The organism is Niabella agricola (assembly GCF_021538615.1).
In the GTDB taxonomy this organism is placed as follows: Bacteria; Bacteroidota; Bacteroidia; order Chitinophagales; family Chitinophagaceae; genus Niabella; species Niabella agricola.
In genome coordinates, this window is the sequence record NZ_JAJHIZ010000002.1 from 430,368 (window position 1) to 447,576 (window position 17,209).

Consider the following 17,209-nt stretch of genomic DNA (forward strand, 5'->3'; position numbering starts at 1 on the left):
CTACGGCGCTCCCGCTATGCTATTTTTGAGTACGATTAAAGCCTGTACCAAATCTGCACATCTGCGGCCTTAACGGCAGGCCGGATGTGTATTTTAACTCCGGATCCGTTCTTCCTCCAGGTCAACCTGGTGAATGAGCCGGTTAATAATGTCGCTATGGATCTCCGGATCCTCATGGTGAAGGGTTGCCAGGAACCGGCGTTGCAGATCCAGTAATTCCAGGTAGGCATTTTTTGATGTTTCGGTTATCCTGAATTTCTCAGGTTCCTTGAGTTTGCGCTCCCATTGCTCCACCATATGCGACAGGTGCGGATCGTTCAGTCCTTCCTGCTCTTTTTCTTTCAGAATTCGCAGGGTTTCTTTTAACAGCAGGGTTTTGGCTTTATGTGTACCCTCTTCTTCGTTTAGCGTTCCGGAGAACTGTACGAATCCTACCCGTTTTATAAAATAAGGAAGCGTTAATCCCTGTAATAATAATGTGAGCAGGATAACGATGAAGGTAATAAACAAAATAAGATTGCGCTGTGGAAACGGCGAACCGTTTAATATGACAGGAATGGCCAGTGCTGCGGCAAGCGAAACCACCCCGCGCATACCCGTCCAGCCCATCAGCAATGGCAGGTGCAGGATGCTTCGCCAGCTGCGTTGAGGCGCCACCGGTATCACACTGCGCCGGAACAAAAATGTAGCCATCATGGCGGCATAAGAACTGATGATCCTTGCGCCGATCAGGATGCCGGTAACCAGGGCCCCATAACCAAAGGCTGTGCGTATTGAAATGCCGTCGGCACGCAGCCCGGCCACGACTTCCGGAAGCTCTAACCCAATCAGCATAAACACGATCCCGTTTAAAATAAAGATCAATGCCTCCCAGAAACTGCCCCCCTTAATACGACTGGCGCCGCTCAGGATCGTAAACCTTTTGGTGGAAAGGAATAATCCCCCGGAAACAACAGCCAGCACGCCGGAGCTGTGCATGTGTTCCGCGATCCAGTATAAAAAATAGGGCTCAATAAGGGTGAATACAATATCGGAAGGTGCATCGGTCGGCAGCCGCTTATGGGCCTGCATAAACAACCAGCCAAACAGGAGCCCGATGCCAACCCCACCGATGACCATCCATGAAAAATCGGTGATTGCATCCCGGAAAATAAATTGTCCGGTACCCACCGCTACCAGTGCAAACTTGAAAATGATCAGTGAGGATGCATCATTAAGGAGGCTTTCACCCTCCAGAACGGCCGAGGTTGACTTAGGGATTGCTACAAATTTTGTAATGGCAGCTGTGCTTACGGCATCGGGCGGAGATACAATACCGCCCAGGAGGAAACCCAGTGCAATCGTAAAGCCAGGGATGAAATGGTTGGCTGCAATGGCCACCGCAAATGCAGAAAAAAGGACTACGAGGAATGCGAAGCTGCCGATGATGCGCCACCATTTTTTCATTTCCTTAAAAGAGATCGACCAGGATGCTTCAAACAAAAGCGGCGGCAGGAAAATGAAGAAGATCATATCGGGATCGATTACCACCCGGGGTAACCCCGGAACAAAACTGATCAGCAAACCAGCAACCACCAGCAGCACGGGGTAAGCAACGCGCCATTTTTTTGCCAGCATTTCAATCAGTACAATTGCAGCTACCAGCGCCAACATGAAAGGAAGTTGTTCATGCATATCTGAATATCCGTTTTATGCAAACAAAAATAGGGCATATTGGAACTCGTTTCTTCCCGGGTTTTCCGGAAGGGATCCCGCAAAGTATCAGGTACAGTACATTATCTGCGGAACCACAGATCCCACAGGGGTGTTTATAGCGCTGGATGAGGTTTGCATGGTTACGAACGTTCTATTTTTTTTGTTCTCATAAATATATCGTAATATTGCAATAATAGATGGACGATGGGAATTACGAAATCCGAAATATTTAATAAGCAACAGAACCGGTTGGCCACGATCCTGAAGGCCTTGGCACACCCGGCACGTATCGCCATCCTGCAGCATATTATTAAATCTCAGGCCTGTATTTGTAACGACCTGGTGGAAGAATTGGGCCTGGCCCAGGCCACCATTTCCCAACACCTGCGGGAATTAAAAAATACCGGCATTATTAAAGGAAGTATTGAAGGTGCCAGTATCTGCTATTGTATTGATGAAAAAGTTTGGGCACAGATTGGCAAAGAACTTTCCGGATTTTTTACCTCGTTTACTCCTGCAAAGGGCTGCTGTTAAAATTTTTTAAGGTTATTCATCGTAATAATACGATATTTTAAACAATAAAAAAAGAAGTATGAAACTGTCTGAAATTAAAAATGTATTGGCCGGCCTGGACAATGTTGCGTTTGTATTGCCGGATGGCACCAAGGTGCCGGAACATTTTCATGTGACGGAAGTTGGGGTGGTAAATAAACACTTTATTGATTGTGGCGGAACGTCCCGTTACGAATCCAAAGTTAATTTCCAGCTATGGAATGCACATGACTATGATCACCGGTTAACGCCTGGCAAATTGCTCAACATTATTCATCTCTGTGAGCAAAAGCTTTCCATTAATGACAACCTGGAAGTGGAAGTAGAATACCAGGGCAGTACCATTGGTAGATATGCCCTGGATTTTGACGGCGCATCATTCGTGCTGGTTTCCACGGTTACCGATTGTCTTGCTAAAGATGGTTGCGGAGTGCCTGCAGCAAAACAAAAGGCATCTTTACAGGAACTATCCGTTAACCAGGAATCCTGTTGTACTCCCGGAGGCGGATGTTGCTAAACGAAATCCGCGGAACTAATCATATTTAAAATCGTTCAACAGGATAAAGAACAAATGAAAAAAGTATTGGTCCTTTGTACAGGGAATAGTTGCCGGAGCCAGATGGCCGAGGGTTATTTAAGGTGTTTTGCCGGGAATAAGGCAGCGGTTTATAGTGCTGGTGTGGAAACGCATGGTGTCAATCCAAAAGCGATAGCGACCATGAAAGCAGATGGAATTGATATTTCGGGTCATACATCCAATAATGTTACAGAGTATCGCCACATAGATTTCGACTATGTCATTACAGTATGCGATCATGCGCGGGAAAAATGCCCTTTCTTTCCTGCAAAAACGCAAGCCGTTCATCATAATTTTCCTGACCCTGCAAAATTTCACGGTACGGAGGCGGCAACGATAAAGGAATTTGCGCGCGTTAGGGATCTTATAAAAGCCTATGCCCGGGAGTTTGTGCAAGCCTACCTGTAAGCTTCTCAACAATGGCCGCCTGCTTCTCAAAAAATTCCTTTAGATAAGCTTTTTCCCGGGCACTGACCCGGGAAAAATAAGTATACGATTGTTTCCTGATGCCCGCCTGTAACCACTGTTTTATAAACCTGGTTGTTATTTCATGTACTTCTTTCCCTGCCCGGTATATGGCCTTCTATTTCAGACTTTTGGCTTCATAGACCGGGTGGTGAATTTTTTATGGCGCCCCGAGCCCCTGGTGACGGCGTTGAAATCGACCGTGGCGGCTAATTTCAGGTATTCCTCAAGTCTTCTTTTTATGGCCATCGAAGGGTCTTCGGGACTGGGTGTTATTGGGAGTGGGATCACTGTTTTATATAATGAGCTGTTTTTTTGCAGCGCAAGGCCTTGTTCCATTTGCTGAATAACCGTGGCCGGTAGTTTTTGCGCCTTCATTTTTGCCAGCCCGCTTTCCACTTCCTTTAATGAGGCTTTTAAACCTGCTACATCGATTGGTGCCGGTCTGGAAACAGGTCTGGCTGCCTCCCGGGCCTGCCTGTAAGCTTTAGCAAAATCGGCGCTGTTTAAGTAGTTCGCTATATACATGCAAAGCGCTTTTGCTGCGATACGTTGTCGCCGCTGTTGATCTGCGGCAGGAAGGAGGCTGCCGGAAGCCGGAAGGCCAGACGCTGTGCGTCGATAGAATGCACCGCATTACTTGCGTCTTCTTTTATTGATACATCGACAGGCTCGTGCCGGAAATCGCCGGTGATATTGTCCAGGATATGTTCCCGCGCCGCCTGTACCGATAAGCCGAGTTGTTCGATAATGCTGTCTGTTGTTTTAAACGCAAGAACACTTAGTGAAAAGCAAATAGTGCTGTTTTGTGCTTGTACATATTTTGTGTTTTAAGTCCGGATGCGTCAGCAATAATCTTCTTTGTTTATTGTTTATAGAAATTAAATTCCCCGGTAGTAGTGCCTGGGGCGTAAGCCGGAGGGGCATCCGGAGCCGGGTCACGGGTTTCTGTAAAGGTGCCGCTGATGAGCCCGGTATTCCGGTCATATGTACCCCGAAGCTGATGGGTATAGGGCGGATAACGGAACCGGATGGTAATGGCATTGCTCTGTATTACATAGGTGCCCGGCAGCCGGGTTACATATTCCCAGCCCTGCTTCACCCACTCAACAGTGCCGTTGGCATAAAAGTTTATGGAGCGCACGGAATCTACCCATGCTGCCGTAGGCGTATACCACACCCGTGCGCCGCGCCAGGTAACTGTGGTAATGTATTGTGCAAGGGGCGGTGTTTTGAAGGCTTTTAATGTTGCTGAAATTTGTTGCTGTGCGGCCGGGCGGGTGGAGGTCATGTCCGTAATCGCCGCATCTTTTTTGATACAGGAGCACAGTAATACCGGAATAAGAAGGATCGATGAAATAACCGTTTTCATGATTGATGGCTTTAAGTTTAAAATAAAAACATGTGTTATTGTGGCTTCTCTTCGCATATTTCCCATTTTTTGATGCTCACATCGGAGCTGGCGGTTGCGCCGGCAATGGGCAGGGTTCTTGCGGCTGAATAACAGCTAAAGCCGTATCTGATGTTTAAAAGGAAGCGCTTTTCCACCAACTCCTCACTGCTCAGTTGCCGGTTTGCTGTGTAGTTAACATACCAGATCACGGGGGCTACTACTTTTACAAAATGATCCCATTCCCACCAACGGGATGCATATGCTGTTTCGCTTACAGAAAGCCAGCCACCGGATATGGCCATTGCGCCTCCCAGCCAGTCAAATTCCTTTTTAATGCGCACGAGGTTGTCGTCTTGGGGGAAAGTGCCCGGTATGGTAACGTCGGTTCCTGCATCATTCCTGCCGAAAGATCCACCACCCGGGGGAAAGCTAGCGGCAGTAGTGAACAAAAAACGGCCCTGGTCCAGCATGGCGGCAGCCGTGGCGGCCAATCCCTTGTCGGTTTTCGGGATGTCGAAAATGGTGGCCCGTGCATCCACACATTTTAAGGAAGGGGCCGGGGGAGCCGGCTCCGGCTCCGGTTTTCGTGTATGGCCCTTCATGGTAAATCCCAGGAATTCGGGCTCAAACTCAATGTCTTCCCGGAGGCTATCCGGCAGCGCGTTGAGAATTTTTACCTGGTATTCTTTTTCATCAATGGCGGCTTTTTCCCAGGCTTCTTTTATAAAAGCGTAGTATTTTTCTTTAATCAGGCTCAGTGCTTTAGACCACTCTTCAATGGATCTGCGTTCGCTGATTTTTTGAATGTCTACAAGATAAGCCTTATAGGTGCCGGTTTCATCCTCGTTTAAAACGGCTCTCAAAGCCTCCTGGGCGGGCTTTACAATTTCGGCAACCCGCTCTTCGAAGTCTTTTGGAAATGGATAAGCTTTGTCCGGAAATGCTCCGGTATTGTCTTTTTCGTTGTCCGTTAATGTATAGATGCGTTCGGATTGCTGCGTGGTTCTTAACGGCTCCGTTTTTACATTATAGGGCTTGGAGCAACTGTATAAAAGCGGAAACGCTAACAACAGGAAGTGGGCGATACGTTTCATAATACGTTGTTTTTGATTTCTAGTTGATGCTGTAAAGCTAGGTTGGTCGGCGGTTGCAGGATATCCTGTAAAAAGGGGATTTTTATGGGCATCTTTGAGATATCCCTGAAATAGGGGATGCCGGCGGCAATAGCAATACCGTTTATTTGTAACATGAAGACAATGCAACCTTTCTTCTGCAGGGGAAAAAATATACTGCTGCTTGTTGTTCTGTTACCTTTGACATGCTTACAGGTGGATGCCCAAATCAATAAAGACAGCCTGCGCCATAATATCCGTCTGGCCTCAACCGACAGTCTTCGTATCCAGGCCCTGTATGCATACATGAAGGCTACCCTGAATGATAATACTTCCGATTTTGAGCCCTATCTCAGGGAAATGGTTCGTTTAAGCAAGAAGACCGTTTCCAAATGGGGATTGAGTACCGCCTATATTTTATCATTATCGTATTATAAAAATATCGGGAATTATGAAACCGCATTACGGTATGGTGATTCTGCAGCTGCGCTTTTAAGCCGAGACACCGCTTCAGGCCTGCTATTAAACAGAGGCCATTTATACAATAACAGGGGTAACCTGTATTACAGCATCGGAGACTTCCGTAAAGCGCTTGACGATTATTTTCAGGCGGAAAGGATTTTTAAGCAACAACGGTTCAAAACCATCGCAAGTGTTTATTCCTCGATTGCCAATTGTTTTACGGAGTTAAGCAATGATCAAAAGGCTACGGAGTTTTCCGATCGGGCCGTTGAAGCAGCAATGCAATTTGATGACCCGCGTTTATTGGCTACCTGTTTGATGAATAAGGCTACGATGCTGATGAATATTGACCGGTATGCTGCTGCGGATTCTATTTTAAGTATTGTTTGGCCCGTTGTGCAGCAACTGCGAAACACTAAAAGCCTGTTTGTTTATTACCTGAATAAAGGGGATGTGACCGCATATTATCAAAAGGATTCGTTGAAGGCACTAACGTATTATAAACAGTCTTATGCCTATGCTTCCGAAAACCACGATGTATCGCAGATTGCAAAAGCGCTGGTATCACTGGCGCAGCTCAAAACAGATATGAAACAGGCTGATGCGGTGACCTACATCGATTCCCTGTACCGGCTTGCCGATGAAAACGGGATGAGCAGTTTGAAGGCGGATGCGCTGGGGTTGTATGCCCAATGGAATGCACAAAGAGGCGATTATAAAAAAGCATATGCATATGAACGGGAGCAAAAAGCACTTTCTGACAGTCTTAATTCGGAGGAAAGCCGGCAAAAAATATCCATGCTGGAAGTGCGCTTTCGTATTGAAAACAAAGAGCAGGAAATTGCAAAATTAAAAACGCAGGATACGATCAACCGGCTCTCCATCCGCCAAAAAAGTACGCTCAATTCTATTTTGATAGGAGGCTCTATAGGGTTGGTGATCATTCTGGCGCTCCTCTACCGGAATTACCGCAACCGCCAGAAGCTTCAGCTGCAGCGGATTACAGAACTGGAAACGGAAAAACAGCTTACCGCTACGGAAGCGGTGTTGAAAGGAGAAGAACAGGAGCGTACGCGGCTGGCCAAAGACCTGCATGATGGGCTGGGCGGTATGTTGAGTGGTATGAAACATGCATTTCAGGCGATGAAAGAACATTTGATCATGACACCGGAGAACCAGCTGGCCTTTGAGCGCAGTATGGATATGCTGGATTGCTCTATTAAGGAAATGCGCCGCGTGGCGCACAATATGATGCCGGAATCGCTGGTGAAATTCGGTCTGGATACGGCACTGCGCGATTTTTGTAACGGCATTCAGCAGAGCGGTGCGCTGCACCTGGTGTACCAGTCTATCGGTATGGAGCAGGCGCCGGCCGGGCAAACGACAGCGGTTGCTGTTTACCGGATTGTGCAGGAACTGATCCATAATGTACTTAAACATGCGGCTGCCAGCAATGCCCTGGTACAACTAAGTTATGCGGAAGGAGCGCTTTCGGTTACCGTGGAGGATAACGGCAGGGGGATGGATATTGTGCAGCGCTTACATGCAGGAGGGATGGGCTGGCAGAATATTCAAAACCGGGTAGATTTTTTAAAAGGGACGCTGGATATACAATCGCAACCGGGGCGGGGGCTGTCTGTATTTATCGAAATACCAGCAGAAAATCAGTAAACAAGAAAGGAACTGTTTATGACATATCGTGTATTTATCGTAGATGATCATCCCATGGTGATCGAAGGTATCCGGTCTCTTTTAAGCGATGAAAAGGAAATTGAATGGGCGGGACATGCGATGAGCCTGGCCACCTGCCGTGCCTTTCTCCAACGGCAGGTGCCGGATGTGATTCTGATGGATATTAGTTTGCCAGACGGCAATGGTATAGAGCTTTGCGGGGAAGTCAGGCGCCGGTATCCTTCTGTATTTGTGATCGGGCTTAGCACTTTTAGTCAGCAAAGTTTTATTCACAAAATAATGGAAGAGGGCGCCTCCGGTTATTTATTAAAAAATGCAACCGAGGAAGAGCTGCTGGAAGCGATCCGGGAGGTTGTAAAAGGGAAGATCTACCTGAGCGAAGAGGCTTCCCAGGTCATGAAAAAAGATCGGATACCGGGGGTGGTACTTACCCGGCGGGAGCAGGAAGTGTTAGAGCTGATTGCTGAGGGACTCACCAATGTTGAAATGGCACATCGTCTTTTTGTGAGTGCTGCTACGATCGATACCCACCGCAAGAATCTGCTGACAAAACTGGATGCGAAAAATACCGCCATCCTGGTACGCAAGGCTGTTCAGCTGGAACTGATCCGGTTTTAGGTTGTACAATTATCGAGTTTAACGTTTAACGTTTCAGGCGTGCCCCTCGTGGCGGGTTAGAGCCGTTTTATACTCGATGATTTATGGGCTATTTACTGGTGCCCTTGTGGGACATGTAGATTGGAGGGCTATGGAGTTATTTCAGGTTTATGTTCCTGGCGTGCCCATCTTGGGATAGATTTATATTCCGGATCGTAATCATCTGAAAACTGTAAACCGATAGCTGACCGCTGCAATCTGATCGCTCAAATCTCGAACGTCAAACCGCTACTTGATATACTTTTTCAGATCGCGTTCTACATCCCGTTTTTTAATGCTCTCCCGTTTATCGTATAATTTTTTCCCTTTGGCCAGCCCGATCTCTATTTTGAAAAGCTGGTTCTCGTTCTGGAAAATACGCAGGGGAATCAGGGTGTATCCTTTTTCTTTGAGTTTGGCCTGTATTTTTTTGATCTCCCGTTTTTGCAGCAACAGTTTACGATCGCGGTCCGGATTGTGATTGTTGACCGTGCCATGAGAGTAGGGCGAAATATGCAGGCTTTTCAGCCAGATTTCTCCCTGGTGAATGATGCAGTAGCTATCGTTGAAGCTGGCCTTTCCTTCGCGCAGCGATTTCACCTCGGTACCCAGCAGGGCCATACCGGCCAGGTAGGTGGCATCGATGAAATATTCGTAGTATGCTGAACGGTTTTTTATGGATACCTGGTTGGCCAACGGGGATAAGGTTTAAAAAGTTGTGAAGTGGATCTATTGACGTGCCGCTAACCGCTGCTTTATGCACGGATGCACAAGTGTGCGACGCAACGGGGTCGACCCTTGCACCGCTGCCCGGCTAATATTAATTTTTAAAATGCCGGAGTACAACGGCCAGTTTATGTTTCAGATCTTTCCGGTTTACGATAAAATCAAGAAACCCATGCTCCAGTAAAAATTCGCTGCGCTGAAATCCCTCAGGCAGGTCTTTTTTGATGGTTTCTTTAATGACCCTGGGGCCAGCAAAGCCGATCAGCGCCCCGGGCTCGGCGATATTCAGATCACCCAGCATACCGAACGACGCCGTGATACCACCGAATGAAGGGTCGGTTAAAAACGAAATATAAGGAAGCTGCGCGTCGGTAAGCTGCGACAGTTTGCCGCTGGTTTTTGCCAGTTGCATCAGTGAAAAGGCGCTTTCCATCATACGGGCGCCGCCACTTTTACAGATGCACATAAAAGGCAGGCGGTGCTGGATGCAATAGTCTACGGCTCTTGCAAATTTTTCCCCAGCCACACTGCCCAATGATCCGCCGATAAACGCAAAGTCCATGGCGGCGACCACAAGGCCTTCGCCTTCTACCTTTCCAACGGCCACCCGCATGGAGTCGTCCATATCAGTATTGTTCCAGAAGTCTTCCAGTCTTTTTTTGTAAGGCTTCAAATCGGTAAAGCCGAGAAAGTCTCTTCCGCGGATATTGTCAAACAATTCTGTATATTCTTTATTGTCGAACAGGATATCGTAGTATTGCAGGCTGCTGATGCGGTGATGGTAGCCGCATTTCGGGCAGACATACTGCTGCTCTTTTAACTCCGTTTGCGTGGAAATATAGTTGCATTCCGGGCATTTTGTCCAAAGCCCTTCCTGTGTTTCCCGCTTTTCGGATGTTTTGGTAAGAATACCCTTTTTGATTCTTTTGAACCAACCTGCTTTTTCTTTATCCTGACCAGCCCCGCTCAGGTCGGCATCAAAATCTTCCATCTCTTTGGACATATTCAGTTTCCTTGTTTAATGTTTTGAGGAACAAATATAAGGATTGTTCATTTTTTACCAACCCGGATGCCTCCCGGCAGGAGAAAACCGCTTTCCGGATCAGACGGCGATGCCCGTTTTTTTTGCCAGCCAGCTGTCTTTAACCGGTATGATCCAGTCATTTTCCAGTTCTGCTTTGTTAAGCACCAGGTTGTTGAAATAAAGCGAATCCGGCGTCAGGATCTGGTGCTCCAGGGCATATTTTACCTGCGACAAGGGAAGTATTTCAATCTTGTCGTTTTTGACAAAGGCCAGGTTCTGGCGGTTGAAAAAATCCACTTTAAAGGTTTCTCCCAGTTTTTTTATAAAACGTACCGAGCTGTCGGTGCTGCAGCCGCTTACTTTTATATGAGTTTCGTCGGCCATCAGCACCACAAAGCGTCCAAAGAACAAATGGCCTTCCGCCTTAACATCGTCGGCATGACTCACCCAGGCCTCGGTAAATTCCCGGATCTGGTCTTCCGCATCAAAGGCCTCTGAAAGACTTAACAGCCGGGATGACTGGTAAACCCAAACCCTGGAATAAGGGGAGAAGCTGGAATTTAAAAGATGTTTATATTCTAAATTCATATTTCATTATCTGTTTCAGCTATAACAGGCGGAACGCCTGTTTCGTTCAATTCCGCTATTTTTTTCAATGCCTGAAGTACCGGGTTTTCGTCGCCCTGGGGTGGCTCCTGCCGGGCGCCCGGGCGGTTGTCGAGCTGCCGGATCTCCAGTTCGGTTTTCCCGTTGTTTTCAGTCAGGAGATAGTACATCGTAAAATAATGTTCCGGCCGGTCTTCCAGTCCGGGGCGCGGCGCAAACAGGTTGTAAACGATCTGCCGGTAAGGCTGCATTTCCAGCACGGTGCCCCACTGTTCGAAGACCTGGTCCTGCCATTTTGCGGTAAAACGGATGGGGCTGCCGGGTTGCCAGTCGGTGGTCAGCTCGCTTCCATATTGCCATTGTTTTACCAGTTCCGGCAGGGTGAGGGCATTCCAAACTTTTTGCGGGCGCGCATCAATGGTGATTTTAGAAATATTTGTAACCATAATATTGATTCGGATAACGGTTTATTCCAGTTCGCCGGCAATGATTTCCGCAATATCCAATACCTGAACCTTGTCTTCTTTTTCAGCGTTTTTAACACCGTCGGTCATCATGGTGTTGCAGAACGGGCAGGCCGAGGCGATCACCGAAGCTCCGGTTTCTATCGCTTCCCTGCTGCGATCGAGGTTGACGCGCGTGGTACCTTTTTCCTCTTCTTTAAACATCTGGGCGCCTCCGGCTCCGCAGCACAGTCCTTTGCTGCGGCAGCGTTTCATTTCCACCAGTTCCGCATCGAGCAATTCCAGTACTTTCCGGGGGGCCTCGTAAATATCATTGGCACGCCCAAGGTAACAGCTGTCGTGGTAAGTAATCTTTTTGCCCTTGAAAGCGCCGCCTTCTTTTATCTTGATCCGTCCTTCTTCGATCAGCTGCTGCAAAAATGTAGTGTGATGCATTACCTCGTAATTTCCTCCCAGCGCGGGGTACTCATTTTTAAGTGTATTGAAACAATGCGGGCAGGCTGTAACGATCTTTTTTATATTATAACCATTCAATATCTGGATATTCTGGTAGGCCATCATCTGGAACATGAACTCGTTGCCGGCCCGCCGTACCGGGTCGCCGGTGCACATTTCCTCTTTTCCCAGTATGGCATACCGGATGCCTGTTTTGTCCAGCATGGCTGCAAAAGCCCGGGTAATGCGCTGGGCGCGCTGGTCAAAACTACCGGCACAACCTACCCAAAACAACACTTCCGGGGTTTCGCCCTTTGCAAACAATTCCGCTACAGTAGCTATACTCATTCTTTTATCAATTCAATTGTACACGAAGGTATGATAAGAATGTGGAAATGTGAGAATTTGAGAATGCGGGGATGTTGAAATTTGGGAATTTGAAAATTTGAAAATCAAGGTTCCGGTCCCAGCGGGAATATTGAATATAAAGTGTGGAATGAGAAATGTAAAGTAGTAATCCCGCTTTGGTCAGGCATAATGAACGGGGCTTTACTTCTACATTTAATATTTTATATTGGTTATTTCATATTCCGGTCCCTGCGGGAATATTGAATATAAAATGTAGAATGAAAAATGTAAAAATAGTGATTCTGCCCCCGGCAAGCATTAATGAGCGGTAATGGGCCTTTGGTTTTACATTGATTGTTTTAAATTGGTTATTTTACATTCCCCACAGGGGGATGCTTATATTTGCGCATATTTTATTAATGAGTGTAAGGAAATTTTTTAAAAGAATCTTTAGCTGGGAATTATGGAATTTTAACGTGCTGTATGCGCCGATCAGCCCGGTTTGGCTCTGGTATTGTTTACGCAGCAGGTCTTTTTGGTTTTTTACACCCAGCAATCCTACCATCGCTTTTGGCGGTTTTGAGGGGGAAGGGAAAAAAGAAATGTATGAACAACTTCCCACCGAAGTGGTGCCGCTTACCATTTATATCCGGAACGGTCTTCCTTTTGAAACCGTACAGGCTCAGGTAGAACAATCGGGGCTTCAATATCCTTTTATTGTAAAGCCAGATGTGGGTATGAAGGGCATCCTGTTCCGGGTGATTGAGAATGAACAGCAACTAAAGAAATACCATGACCGGATGCCAGTGGAATATATTGCGCAGGCAAAGGTGGACCATCCGGTTGAAGTGAGTGTGTTTTATTACCGGTATCCCTGGGAGAAAAAAGGCGTGGTTTCGGGTTTTATTCACAAGGAATTGTTGCAGGTGAAGGGTGATGGAAAGAGCACGCTTGAGCAATTGATTCAGCAACATCCCAGGGCCCGCTACCGGTTGGAGGAGATGGAGCACCGGCACCGGCACCGTTATGACCGGGTACTGCCGGATCAGGAGATCTTTTACCTTTCCTATGCCGGTAATCATAACCGCGGAGCCCGGTTTACCAACCTGCATGCGGAGATCGATGACCGGTTACTGAGTGTTTTTGACAGGCTCAGTCATTATAATGAAAGTTTTTTTTACGGCCGGTATGATATCAAAGCCACTTCCATAGAAGATCTTAAGGCCGGAAAGAATTTTATGATACTGGAATTTAACGGGGCAGGAGCAGAGCCCAATCATATTTATGATTGCAATATGCCGCTGGGCGCGGCCTATAAGGAAATCCTCCGGCACTGGAAGGCACTATACACCATCAGCCGATATAATTACAAGCAGGGAGTGCCCTATTGGTCATTCCGAAAAGGAAAAGCATTCCTGCGTGCTTCCCGGAAGCATTTTAAAATATTGGAGCAATTTGATTAAGCCGTTAACTGCCCCGCTGGGAACCGGTATTTTGTTGTTTGCTTACAAACCCCGAGCTTTTGGGTTTTTGTATGAATTTTGAACTGGCAGCCGTGGCTGTACCCCCTTTTTTGTCTTTATTTTTTTTGTCCTTTTGGTTCTTTTGGTTCAATAATGACATGGATGTATCGTTTTCCGTAAAGGTAACCGCAAAATAGCAAATGACCAACTGATCTGCCTGTACCCGCATCCAACCTATTTGATGGAGCGCATTCTGCTTTTTTGCCGGCGAGGGGCGTAAGAGATCTGCACTGAGCGGACGGATCCTTGTCGAATGTGCGAATACACCTTTAGTTTTTTAACCAAAAAGGTCGCCGGGTGCCACCACCTTTCTGGTTATATAAGCGTGTACCGGTATAGCAGGAAATCCGTGTCTGGCTGTTGTTGCTGAAACCCGATCTGTTCGTACAGTTTTTGCGCTGTAAAATTATCGGTTGCGGTTTCCAGCTGTAAAAAATGGGCGCCGGTTGCAGCTGCAAACTCCATGGCTTTGCGGATCAGCGCTTCTCCAAATCCGTTTTTCCGGTAAGCGGCTTCCACGAACAGGTCGTTCAGGATCCAGTTCTTAACCGTTCTTACGGAAGAATAGGTGGGGTAGAGCTGTGTGAATCCAACAGGATGCAACAGGTCGTTTTGTTTTGCAAAGGCTACAAAAATTACTGATTCATGCTGCTGCAACCGTGCCTCTATAAACGCCTTCGCTCTTGGAATATCGGATGTTTGTTTGTAAAATACCCGGTACTGGTCAAAAAGCGGTACCACCAGGAAGGCTTCGCCGGACCGGATTTGCCGGATCTCCATGGATGCCGGTGTTGTTGTTTTCAGATTCATCGGTTCAAATGTAGCAAATTCCGCCGGTGAATCTTTTCCCGGGACTATTTCTGCAGATAATCCGGATTTAATGTAGACAAATGAATCGTCGATCAGCGGTGGGGCTGCTTTCGTGCCCGCAGATTTTACAGCGGTGTACAGAAAAGGCGGTTATGGGGTGCTTACTTTAAGATTTTCTGTGCGGAATTTGTACGGGGATAAAGAAACAAAAGATCGGCAGGAGGCGACCTGCAGGGATTGTTGCCATGATATTAGTCCGCAAACAGCTCTTTTTTTTCGGAGGTGTGGACGCTGAAATAACCCAGGGCCCCGCCGGCAATATTGGACAGTGGGTTACCGGGGTTGGAGCTGTTGCCCTCACCGAGCGCTCCGGCTTTCAGCTGACTGAAATAATCAAAAGTATCTTTGCTGATGCATTGCATTTCGACAATGACGCGGTCGTATGGATCAATAAAGGTTGGGGCATTGCTGTCGGTAAACACATCCAGCAGTTCTAGTGTCATTTTGTTGCCGTTAAACAAGCGGTCGTTTTCAATAAAGATGGTAGTGCTTTCGAAGCCGTCTACTGATAAAATGAACCGGTAATAATTGCCGCTGGCCGGCGGGTCGGTAAAAACGACGGTAGGGATCCGCAGGGTTCTTCCCAGGATGCTCCGTTGTGTAATAAAAAGTGAATCGAATGCCACTTTTGCCGGCATCGTGGAAACGGCACTATAGGTAACCCCTTCTACCTGGGCCTTTAAGGTGTAAGCGGAGCCGGCGCTGGTGGCAATATGTGCAGTATACCGGCCATTGCCCCGGGAATTGAGAATTACGGGTGCACTTCCGTTACCGGTAATAGAAACGATGGCGCCATCTTTTCCTGAGTAAGCATTGGGCGCATCCACCGCCAGGGTTTCGGAAATAAATACAACGGCAGAGTCCTTCTGATCGGTAAGACTGGCCTGTATGACGGTTTTAGGTGCTGTTCCGGCTTCATATTCCGGATAGATCACCTTTCTGCAGGAACAGCAGGCGAACAGCAGCAGCAGGAGCATATAAAAAGGTCGGAGATCAGGTGTCATAAACCGGTAAAACGGGCGCCGGATAGGCGCGGCCGGATTTTTTTTTGTAAAAATAATTCTTTTTCTTTTTTCTGATTTATTTTCTGTATCTTGCACGTGGTGTTTTTCATAGGTTAGCAACGGCCAGCTCTTTTCAGGGCAGGCCTTTTTTGCTTTACAGCGGTTTTGACTATTGAATGTCGTTGCTGAGGCGGGTGTGAGCGGGCCACGAAGACGGAAAGACACAAAGAAACACAAGAAGTATTAAACCTATTTGTTCCTTAAATTTTTATGATGGATGTTAAGCTGCCGCGTCGTTGCTTCTTGGCGTTGCTGCGTGCAATGAGGTGAGTTATGCCACTAAGGCTGAAAGACACGGAGAAGCACAAAGAAATGTTTAGTTGCAGTTCGAACCTTTGGTATGCTGTGATGGTGCGGAAGCAAACGATACCTGACAGCTACCTTTACCGGCAAAGGTACGGTATGATAAAAAGATGGAAATTAAAACAGCCGGAGCTGGTTACCCGCATGTGCATTGCCGGCCTCTTCCCCAGGAGAATCAAAGTTTGAAAGCCCTACACCCAATAGCCGTACTTTCCGGTCTAAAAAATCGGCTTTATCCAGGATGAGCCGCACGGTATCCATCAACCGGTCGCGGTCGTTGAAGGAGGTCAGCAGTGAGTGGCTGCGGGTGCTGATGGTAAAGTCGTGAAACTTGAACTTGACCGTTACCGTGCGACCCTTCAGACCGGCCCGAAGCAGCCGTTCCTCCAGCTTTTCAGCAAGTACTTCCAGTTCCCGGAGCATAGCCGTTTTTGAGGTGATGTCTTCCTGGTACGTGTCTTCCACGCTGACGGATTTTGTTTCCCGGTCTGACTCAACCGGCCGCTCGTCAATGCCTCTTACGATCTGGTAGTAAAATTTTCCTGGTTTGCCAAAATGCCGTACAAGGTCGGCTTCCTGCATCTTTTTCAGATCGGCACCGGTGTGTAACCCCATCTGTTTCATCTTTGCAGCAGTAACCCGGCCTACACCATGAAATTTTTCCACCGGCAATTGTTCCATAAATGCGGCTACTTTAGAAGGCCCTATAAACGTAAGCCCGTCAGGTTTTTGCATACCGGAGGCAATCTTGGCCACGAATTTATTGACTGATACCCCTGCGGATGCAGTCAGCTTCAGCTCATCCTTTATCGCCTGTTTGATCGCTTTTGCAATATCCATGGCAGACCCGATGCCCGGCTTGTCTTCCGTTACATCCAGATAGGCTTCGTCCAGCGAGAGCGGCTCAATCAGATCGGTGTACTGGTGGAAGATGGCATGGATCTGCCTTGATACGGCTTTGTAGGCCTCAAAGCGGGGAAACACAAAAATGGCCTCCCGGCAAAGCCGCTGTGCTGTTTTGGAAGACATGGCCGAATGGATCCCATATCTCCGGGCTTCATAGCTGGCCGTGGCTACCACACCGCCACGCCCTTCCGGCGAACCACCTACCACCAATGGCTTCCCGCGGTATTCCGGGAAATCGCGCTGCTCTACCGAAGCATAGAACGCGTCCATATCAATATGAATGATTTTTCGCTGCAAAACCTGGTTTTCACCGCAAAGTAAGGCTATCATTTCCTGGCCTAATTTTTTATTTTTTT

At 47.5% G+C, this 17,209-nt stretch carries 19 protein-coding genes; 6 read left to right on the plus strand and 13 right to left on the minus strand.

All coding sequences use genetic code 11. The features are described 5' to 3' along the window. Window positions 1–93 precede the first annotated feature (93 nt). Window positions 94–1,674, minus strand: coding sequence for a Na+/H+ antiporter (locus tag LL912_RS02145; RefSeq protein ID WP_235551910.1), 1,581 nt, complete (start codon window positions 1,672–1,674; stop codon window positions 94–96). 225 nt (window positions 1,675–1,899) lie between these two features. Here LL912_RS02145 and LL912_RS02150 point away from each other — a divergent pair, with 225 nt between their 5' ends. Genes LL912_RS02150 through LL912_RS02160 form a run of 3 tightly spaced genes read left to right on the plus strand, consistent with a single transcriptional unit; the run spans window position 1,900 to window position 3,232 of the window. After that, complete coding sequence (locus tag LL912_RS02150; RefSeq protein ID WP_235551911.1) at window positions 1,900–2,229, plus strand: ArsR/SmtB family transcription factor; 330 nt, start codon at window positions 1,900–1,902, stop codon at window positions 2,227–2,229. 58 nt (window positions 2,230–2,287) lie between these two features. Continuing rightward, entirely contained in the window at window positions 2,288–2,764 is a 477-nt protein-coding gene (locus LL912_RS02155; RefSeq protein ID WP_235551912.1) for a DUF6428 family protein, read from the plus strand. A 54-nt stretch (window positions 2,765–2,818) separates the two neighbouring features. Then, window positions 2,819–3,232, plus strand: a complete 414-nt coding sequence (locus tag LL912_RS02160) for an arsenate reductase ArsC (RefSeq protein ID WP_235551913.1) — start codon at window positions 2,819–2,821, stop codon at window positions 3,230–3,232. Window positions 3,233–3,412: 180 nt separating this feature from the next. Here the strand turns inward: LL912_RS02160 and LL912_RS02165 are convergent, their stop codons facing one another. From LL912_RS02165 to LL912_RS02175, 3 genes are all read right to left on the minus strand, one after another. Then, window positions 3,413–3,817, minus strand: coding sequence for a hypothetical protein (locus LL912_RS02165; protein ID WP_235551914.1), 405 nt, complete (start codon window positions 3,815–3,817; stop codon window positions 3,413–3,415). A gap of 337 nt (window positions 3,818–4,154) precedes the next feature. Further along, window positions 4,155–4,661, minus strand: a complete 507-nt coding sequence (locus LL912_RS02170) for a hypothetical protein (RefSeq protein WP_235551915.1) — start codon at window positions 4,659–4,661, stop codon at window positions 4,155–4,157. A 35-nt stretch (window positions 4,662–4,696) separates the two neighbouring features. Beyond that, window positions 4,697–5,776: a hypothetical protein gene (locus LL912_RS02175; protein ID WP_235551916.1), complete on the minus strand. Its 1,080-nt coding sequence runs from the start codon at window positions 5,774–5,776 to the stop codon at window positions 4,697–4,699. A gap of 219 nt (window positions 5,777–5,995) precedes the next feature. Here LL912_RS02175 and LL912_RS02180 point away from each other — a divergent pair, with 219 nt between their 5' ends. Beyond that, the gene (locus LL912_RS02180; RefSeq protein WP_235551917.1) at window positions 5,996–7,927 is read left to right on the plus strand and encodes a tetratricopeptide repeat-containing sensor histidine kinase; all 1,932 of its coding nucleotides are present in this window, start codon (window positions 5,996–5,998) and stop codon (window positions 7,925–7,927) included. Between the two features lie 18 nt (window positions 7,928–7,945). Continuing rightward, window positions 7,946–8,566 carry a response regulator gene (locus tag LL912_RS02185; RefSeq protein WP_235551918.1) on the plus strand — a complete coding sequence of 207 codons (621 nt, stop codon included), beginning with the start codon at window positions 7,946–7,948 and terminating at the stop codon, window positions 8,564–8,566. Window positions 8,567–8,833: 267 nt separating this feature from the next. Here the strand turns inward: LL912_RS02185 and smpB are convergent, their stop codons facing one another. The 5 genes from smpB to LL912_RS02210 form a co-directional block, all read right to left on the minus strand. Continuing rightward, window positions 8,834–9,280: an SsrA-binding protein SmpB gene (smpB, locus tag LL912_RS02190; RefSeq protein ID WP_235551919.1), complete on the minus strand. Its 447-nt coding sequence runs from the start codon at window positions 9,278–9,280 to the stop codon at window positions 8,834–8,836. Window positions 9,281–9,404: 124 nt separating this feature from the next. Then, the gene (accD, locus tag LL912_RS02195) at window positions 9,405–10,313 is read right to left on the minus strand and encodes an acetyl-CoA carboxylase, carboxyltransferase subunit beta (RefSeq protein WP_235551920.1); all 909 of its coding nucleotides are present in this window, start codon (window positions 10,311–10,313) and stop codon (window positions 9,405–9,407) included. A gap of 99 nt (window positions 10,314–10,412) precedes the next feature. Next, window positions 10,413–10,922, minus strand: coding sequence for a hypothetical protein (locus tag LL912_RS02200; RefSeq protein ID WP_235551921.1), 510 nt, complete (start codon window positions 10,920–10,922; stop codon window positions 10,413–10,415). Next, the gene (locus LL912_RS02205; protein WP_235551922.1) at window positions 10,919–11,386 is read right to left on the minus strand and encodes an SRPBCC family protein; all 468 of its coding nucleotides are present in this window, start codon (window positions 11,384–11,386) and stop codon (window positions 10,919–10,921) included. The genes LL912_RS02200 and LL912_RS02205 overlap by 4 nt, the downstream gene beginning before the upstream one ends. 21 nt (window positions 11,387–11,407) lie before the next feature. Further along, window positions 11,408–12,187, minus strand: a complete 780-nt coding sequence (locus tag LL912_RS02210) for a (Fe-S)-binding protein (RefSeq protein ID WP_235551923.1) — start codon at window positions 12,185–12,187, stop codon at window positions 11,408–11,410. Between the two features lie 419 nt (window positions 12,188–12,606). On the opposite strand from LL912_RS02210, the gene LL912_RS02215 reads away from it, so the two are divergent. Continuing rightward, on the plus strand, window positions 12,607–13,650 hold the full coding sequence (locus tag LL912_RS02215) for an ATP-grasp domain-containing protein (RefSeq protein ID WP_235551924.1): 1,044 nt from the start codon (window positions 12,607–12,609) through the stop codon (window positions 13,648–13,650). Between the two features lie 4 nt (window positions 13,651–13,654). Here LL912_RS02215 and LL912_RS02220 read toward each other — a convergent pair whose 3' ends face one another. From LL912_RS02220 to dinB, 4 genes are all read right to left on the minus strand, one after another. Next, entirely contained in the window at window positions 13,655–13,879 is a 225-nt protein-coding gene (locus tag LL912_RS02220; RefSeq protein WP_235551925.1) for a hypothetical protein, read from the minus strand. A 146-nt stretch (window positions 13,880–14,025) separates the two neighbouring features. Further along, entirely contained in the window at window positions 14,026–14,520 is a 495-nt protein-coding gene (locus LL912_RS02225; protein ID WP_235551926.1) for a GNAT family N-acetyltransferase, read from the minus strand. Between the two features lie 251 nt (window positions 14,521–14,771). Further along, on the minus strand, window positions 14,772–15,584 hold the full coding sequence (locus LL912_RS02230) for a DUF4249 domain-containing protein (RefSeq protein WP_235551927.1): 813 nt from the start codon (window positions 15,582–15,584) through the stop codon (window positions 14,772–14,774). 480 nt (window positions 15,585–16,064) lie between these two features. Continuing rightward, window positions 16,065–17,183: a DNA polymerase IV gene (dinB, locus tag LL912_RS02235; RefSeq protein WP_235551928.1), complete on the minus strand. Its 1,119-nt coding sequence runs from the start codon at window positions 17,181–17,183 to the stop codon at window positions 16,065–16,067. Window positions 17,184–17,209: the final 26 nt, after the last annotated feature.

Coding starts and splice junctions, on each gene's coding strand:
- accD (WP_235551920.1), bottom strand. CDS start 10,313: ATGTCCAAAGAGATGGAAGATTTTGATGCCGACCTGAGCGGGGCTGGT.
- LL912_RS02230 (WP_235551927.1), bottom strand. CDS start 15,584: ATGACACCTGATCTCCGACCTTTTTATATGCTCCTGCTGCTGCTGTTC.
- LL912_RS02160 (WP_235551913.1), top strand. CDS start 2,819: ATGAAAAAAGTATTGGTCCTTTGTACAGGGAATAGTTGCCGGAGCCAG.
- LL912_RS02200 (WP_235551921.1), bottom strand. CDS start 10,922: ATGAATTTAGAATATAAACATCTTTTAAATTCCAGCTTCTCCCCTTAT.
- LL912_RS02175 (WP_235551916.1), bottom strand. CDS start 5,776: ATGAAACGTATCGCCCACTTCCTGTTGTTAGCGTTTCCGCTTTTATAC.
- LL912_RS02215 (WP_235551924.1), top strand. CDS start 12,607: ATGAGTGTAAGGAAATTTTTTAAAAGAATCTTTAGCTGGGAATTATGG.
- LL912_RS02220 (WP_235551925.1), bottom strand. CDS start 13,879: ATGCGGGTACAGGCAGATCAGTTGGTCATTTGCTATTTTGCGGTTACC.
- LL912_RS02225 (WP_235551926.1), bottom strand. CDS start 14,520: ATGAATCTGAAAACAACAACACCGGCATCCATGGAGATCCGGCAAATC.
- dinB (WP_235551928.1), bottom strand. CDS start 17,183: ATGATAGCCTTACTTTGCGGTGAAAACCAGGTTTTGCAGCGAAAAATC.
- LL912_RS02165 (WP_235551914.1), bottom strand. CDS start 3,817: ATGTATATAGCGAACTACTTAAACAGCGCCGATTTTGCTAAAGCTTAC.
- LL912_RS02185 (WP_235551918.1), top strand. CDS start 7,946: ATGACATATCGTGTATTTATCGTAGATGATCATCCCATGGTGATCGAA.
- LL912_RS02150 (WP_235551911.1), top strand. CDS start 1,900: ATGGGAATTACGAAATCCGAAATATTTAATAAGCAACAGAACCGGTTG.
- LL912_RS02145 (WP_235551910.1), bottom strand. CDS start 1,674: ATGCATGAACAACTTCCTTTCATGTTGGCGCTGGTAGCTGCAATTGTA.
- LL912_RS02170 (WP_235551915.1), bottom strand. CDS start 4,661: ATGAAAACGGTTATTTCATCGATCCTTCTTATTCCGGTATTACTGTGC.
- LL912_RS02205 (WP_235551922.1), bottom strand. CDS start 11,386: ATGGTTACAAATATTTCTAAAATCACCATTGATGCGCGCCCGCAAAAA.
- LL912_RS02210 (WP_235551923.1), bottom strand. CDS start 12,187: ATGAGTATAGCTACTGTAGCGGAATTGTTTGCAAAGGGCGAAACCCCG.
- LL912_RS02155 (WP_235551912.1), top strand. CDS start 2,288: ATGAAACTGTCTGAAATTAAAAATGTATTGGCCGGCCTGGACAATGTT.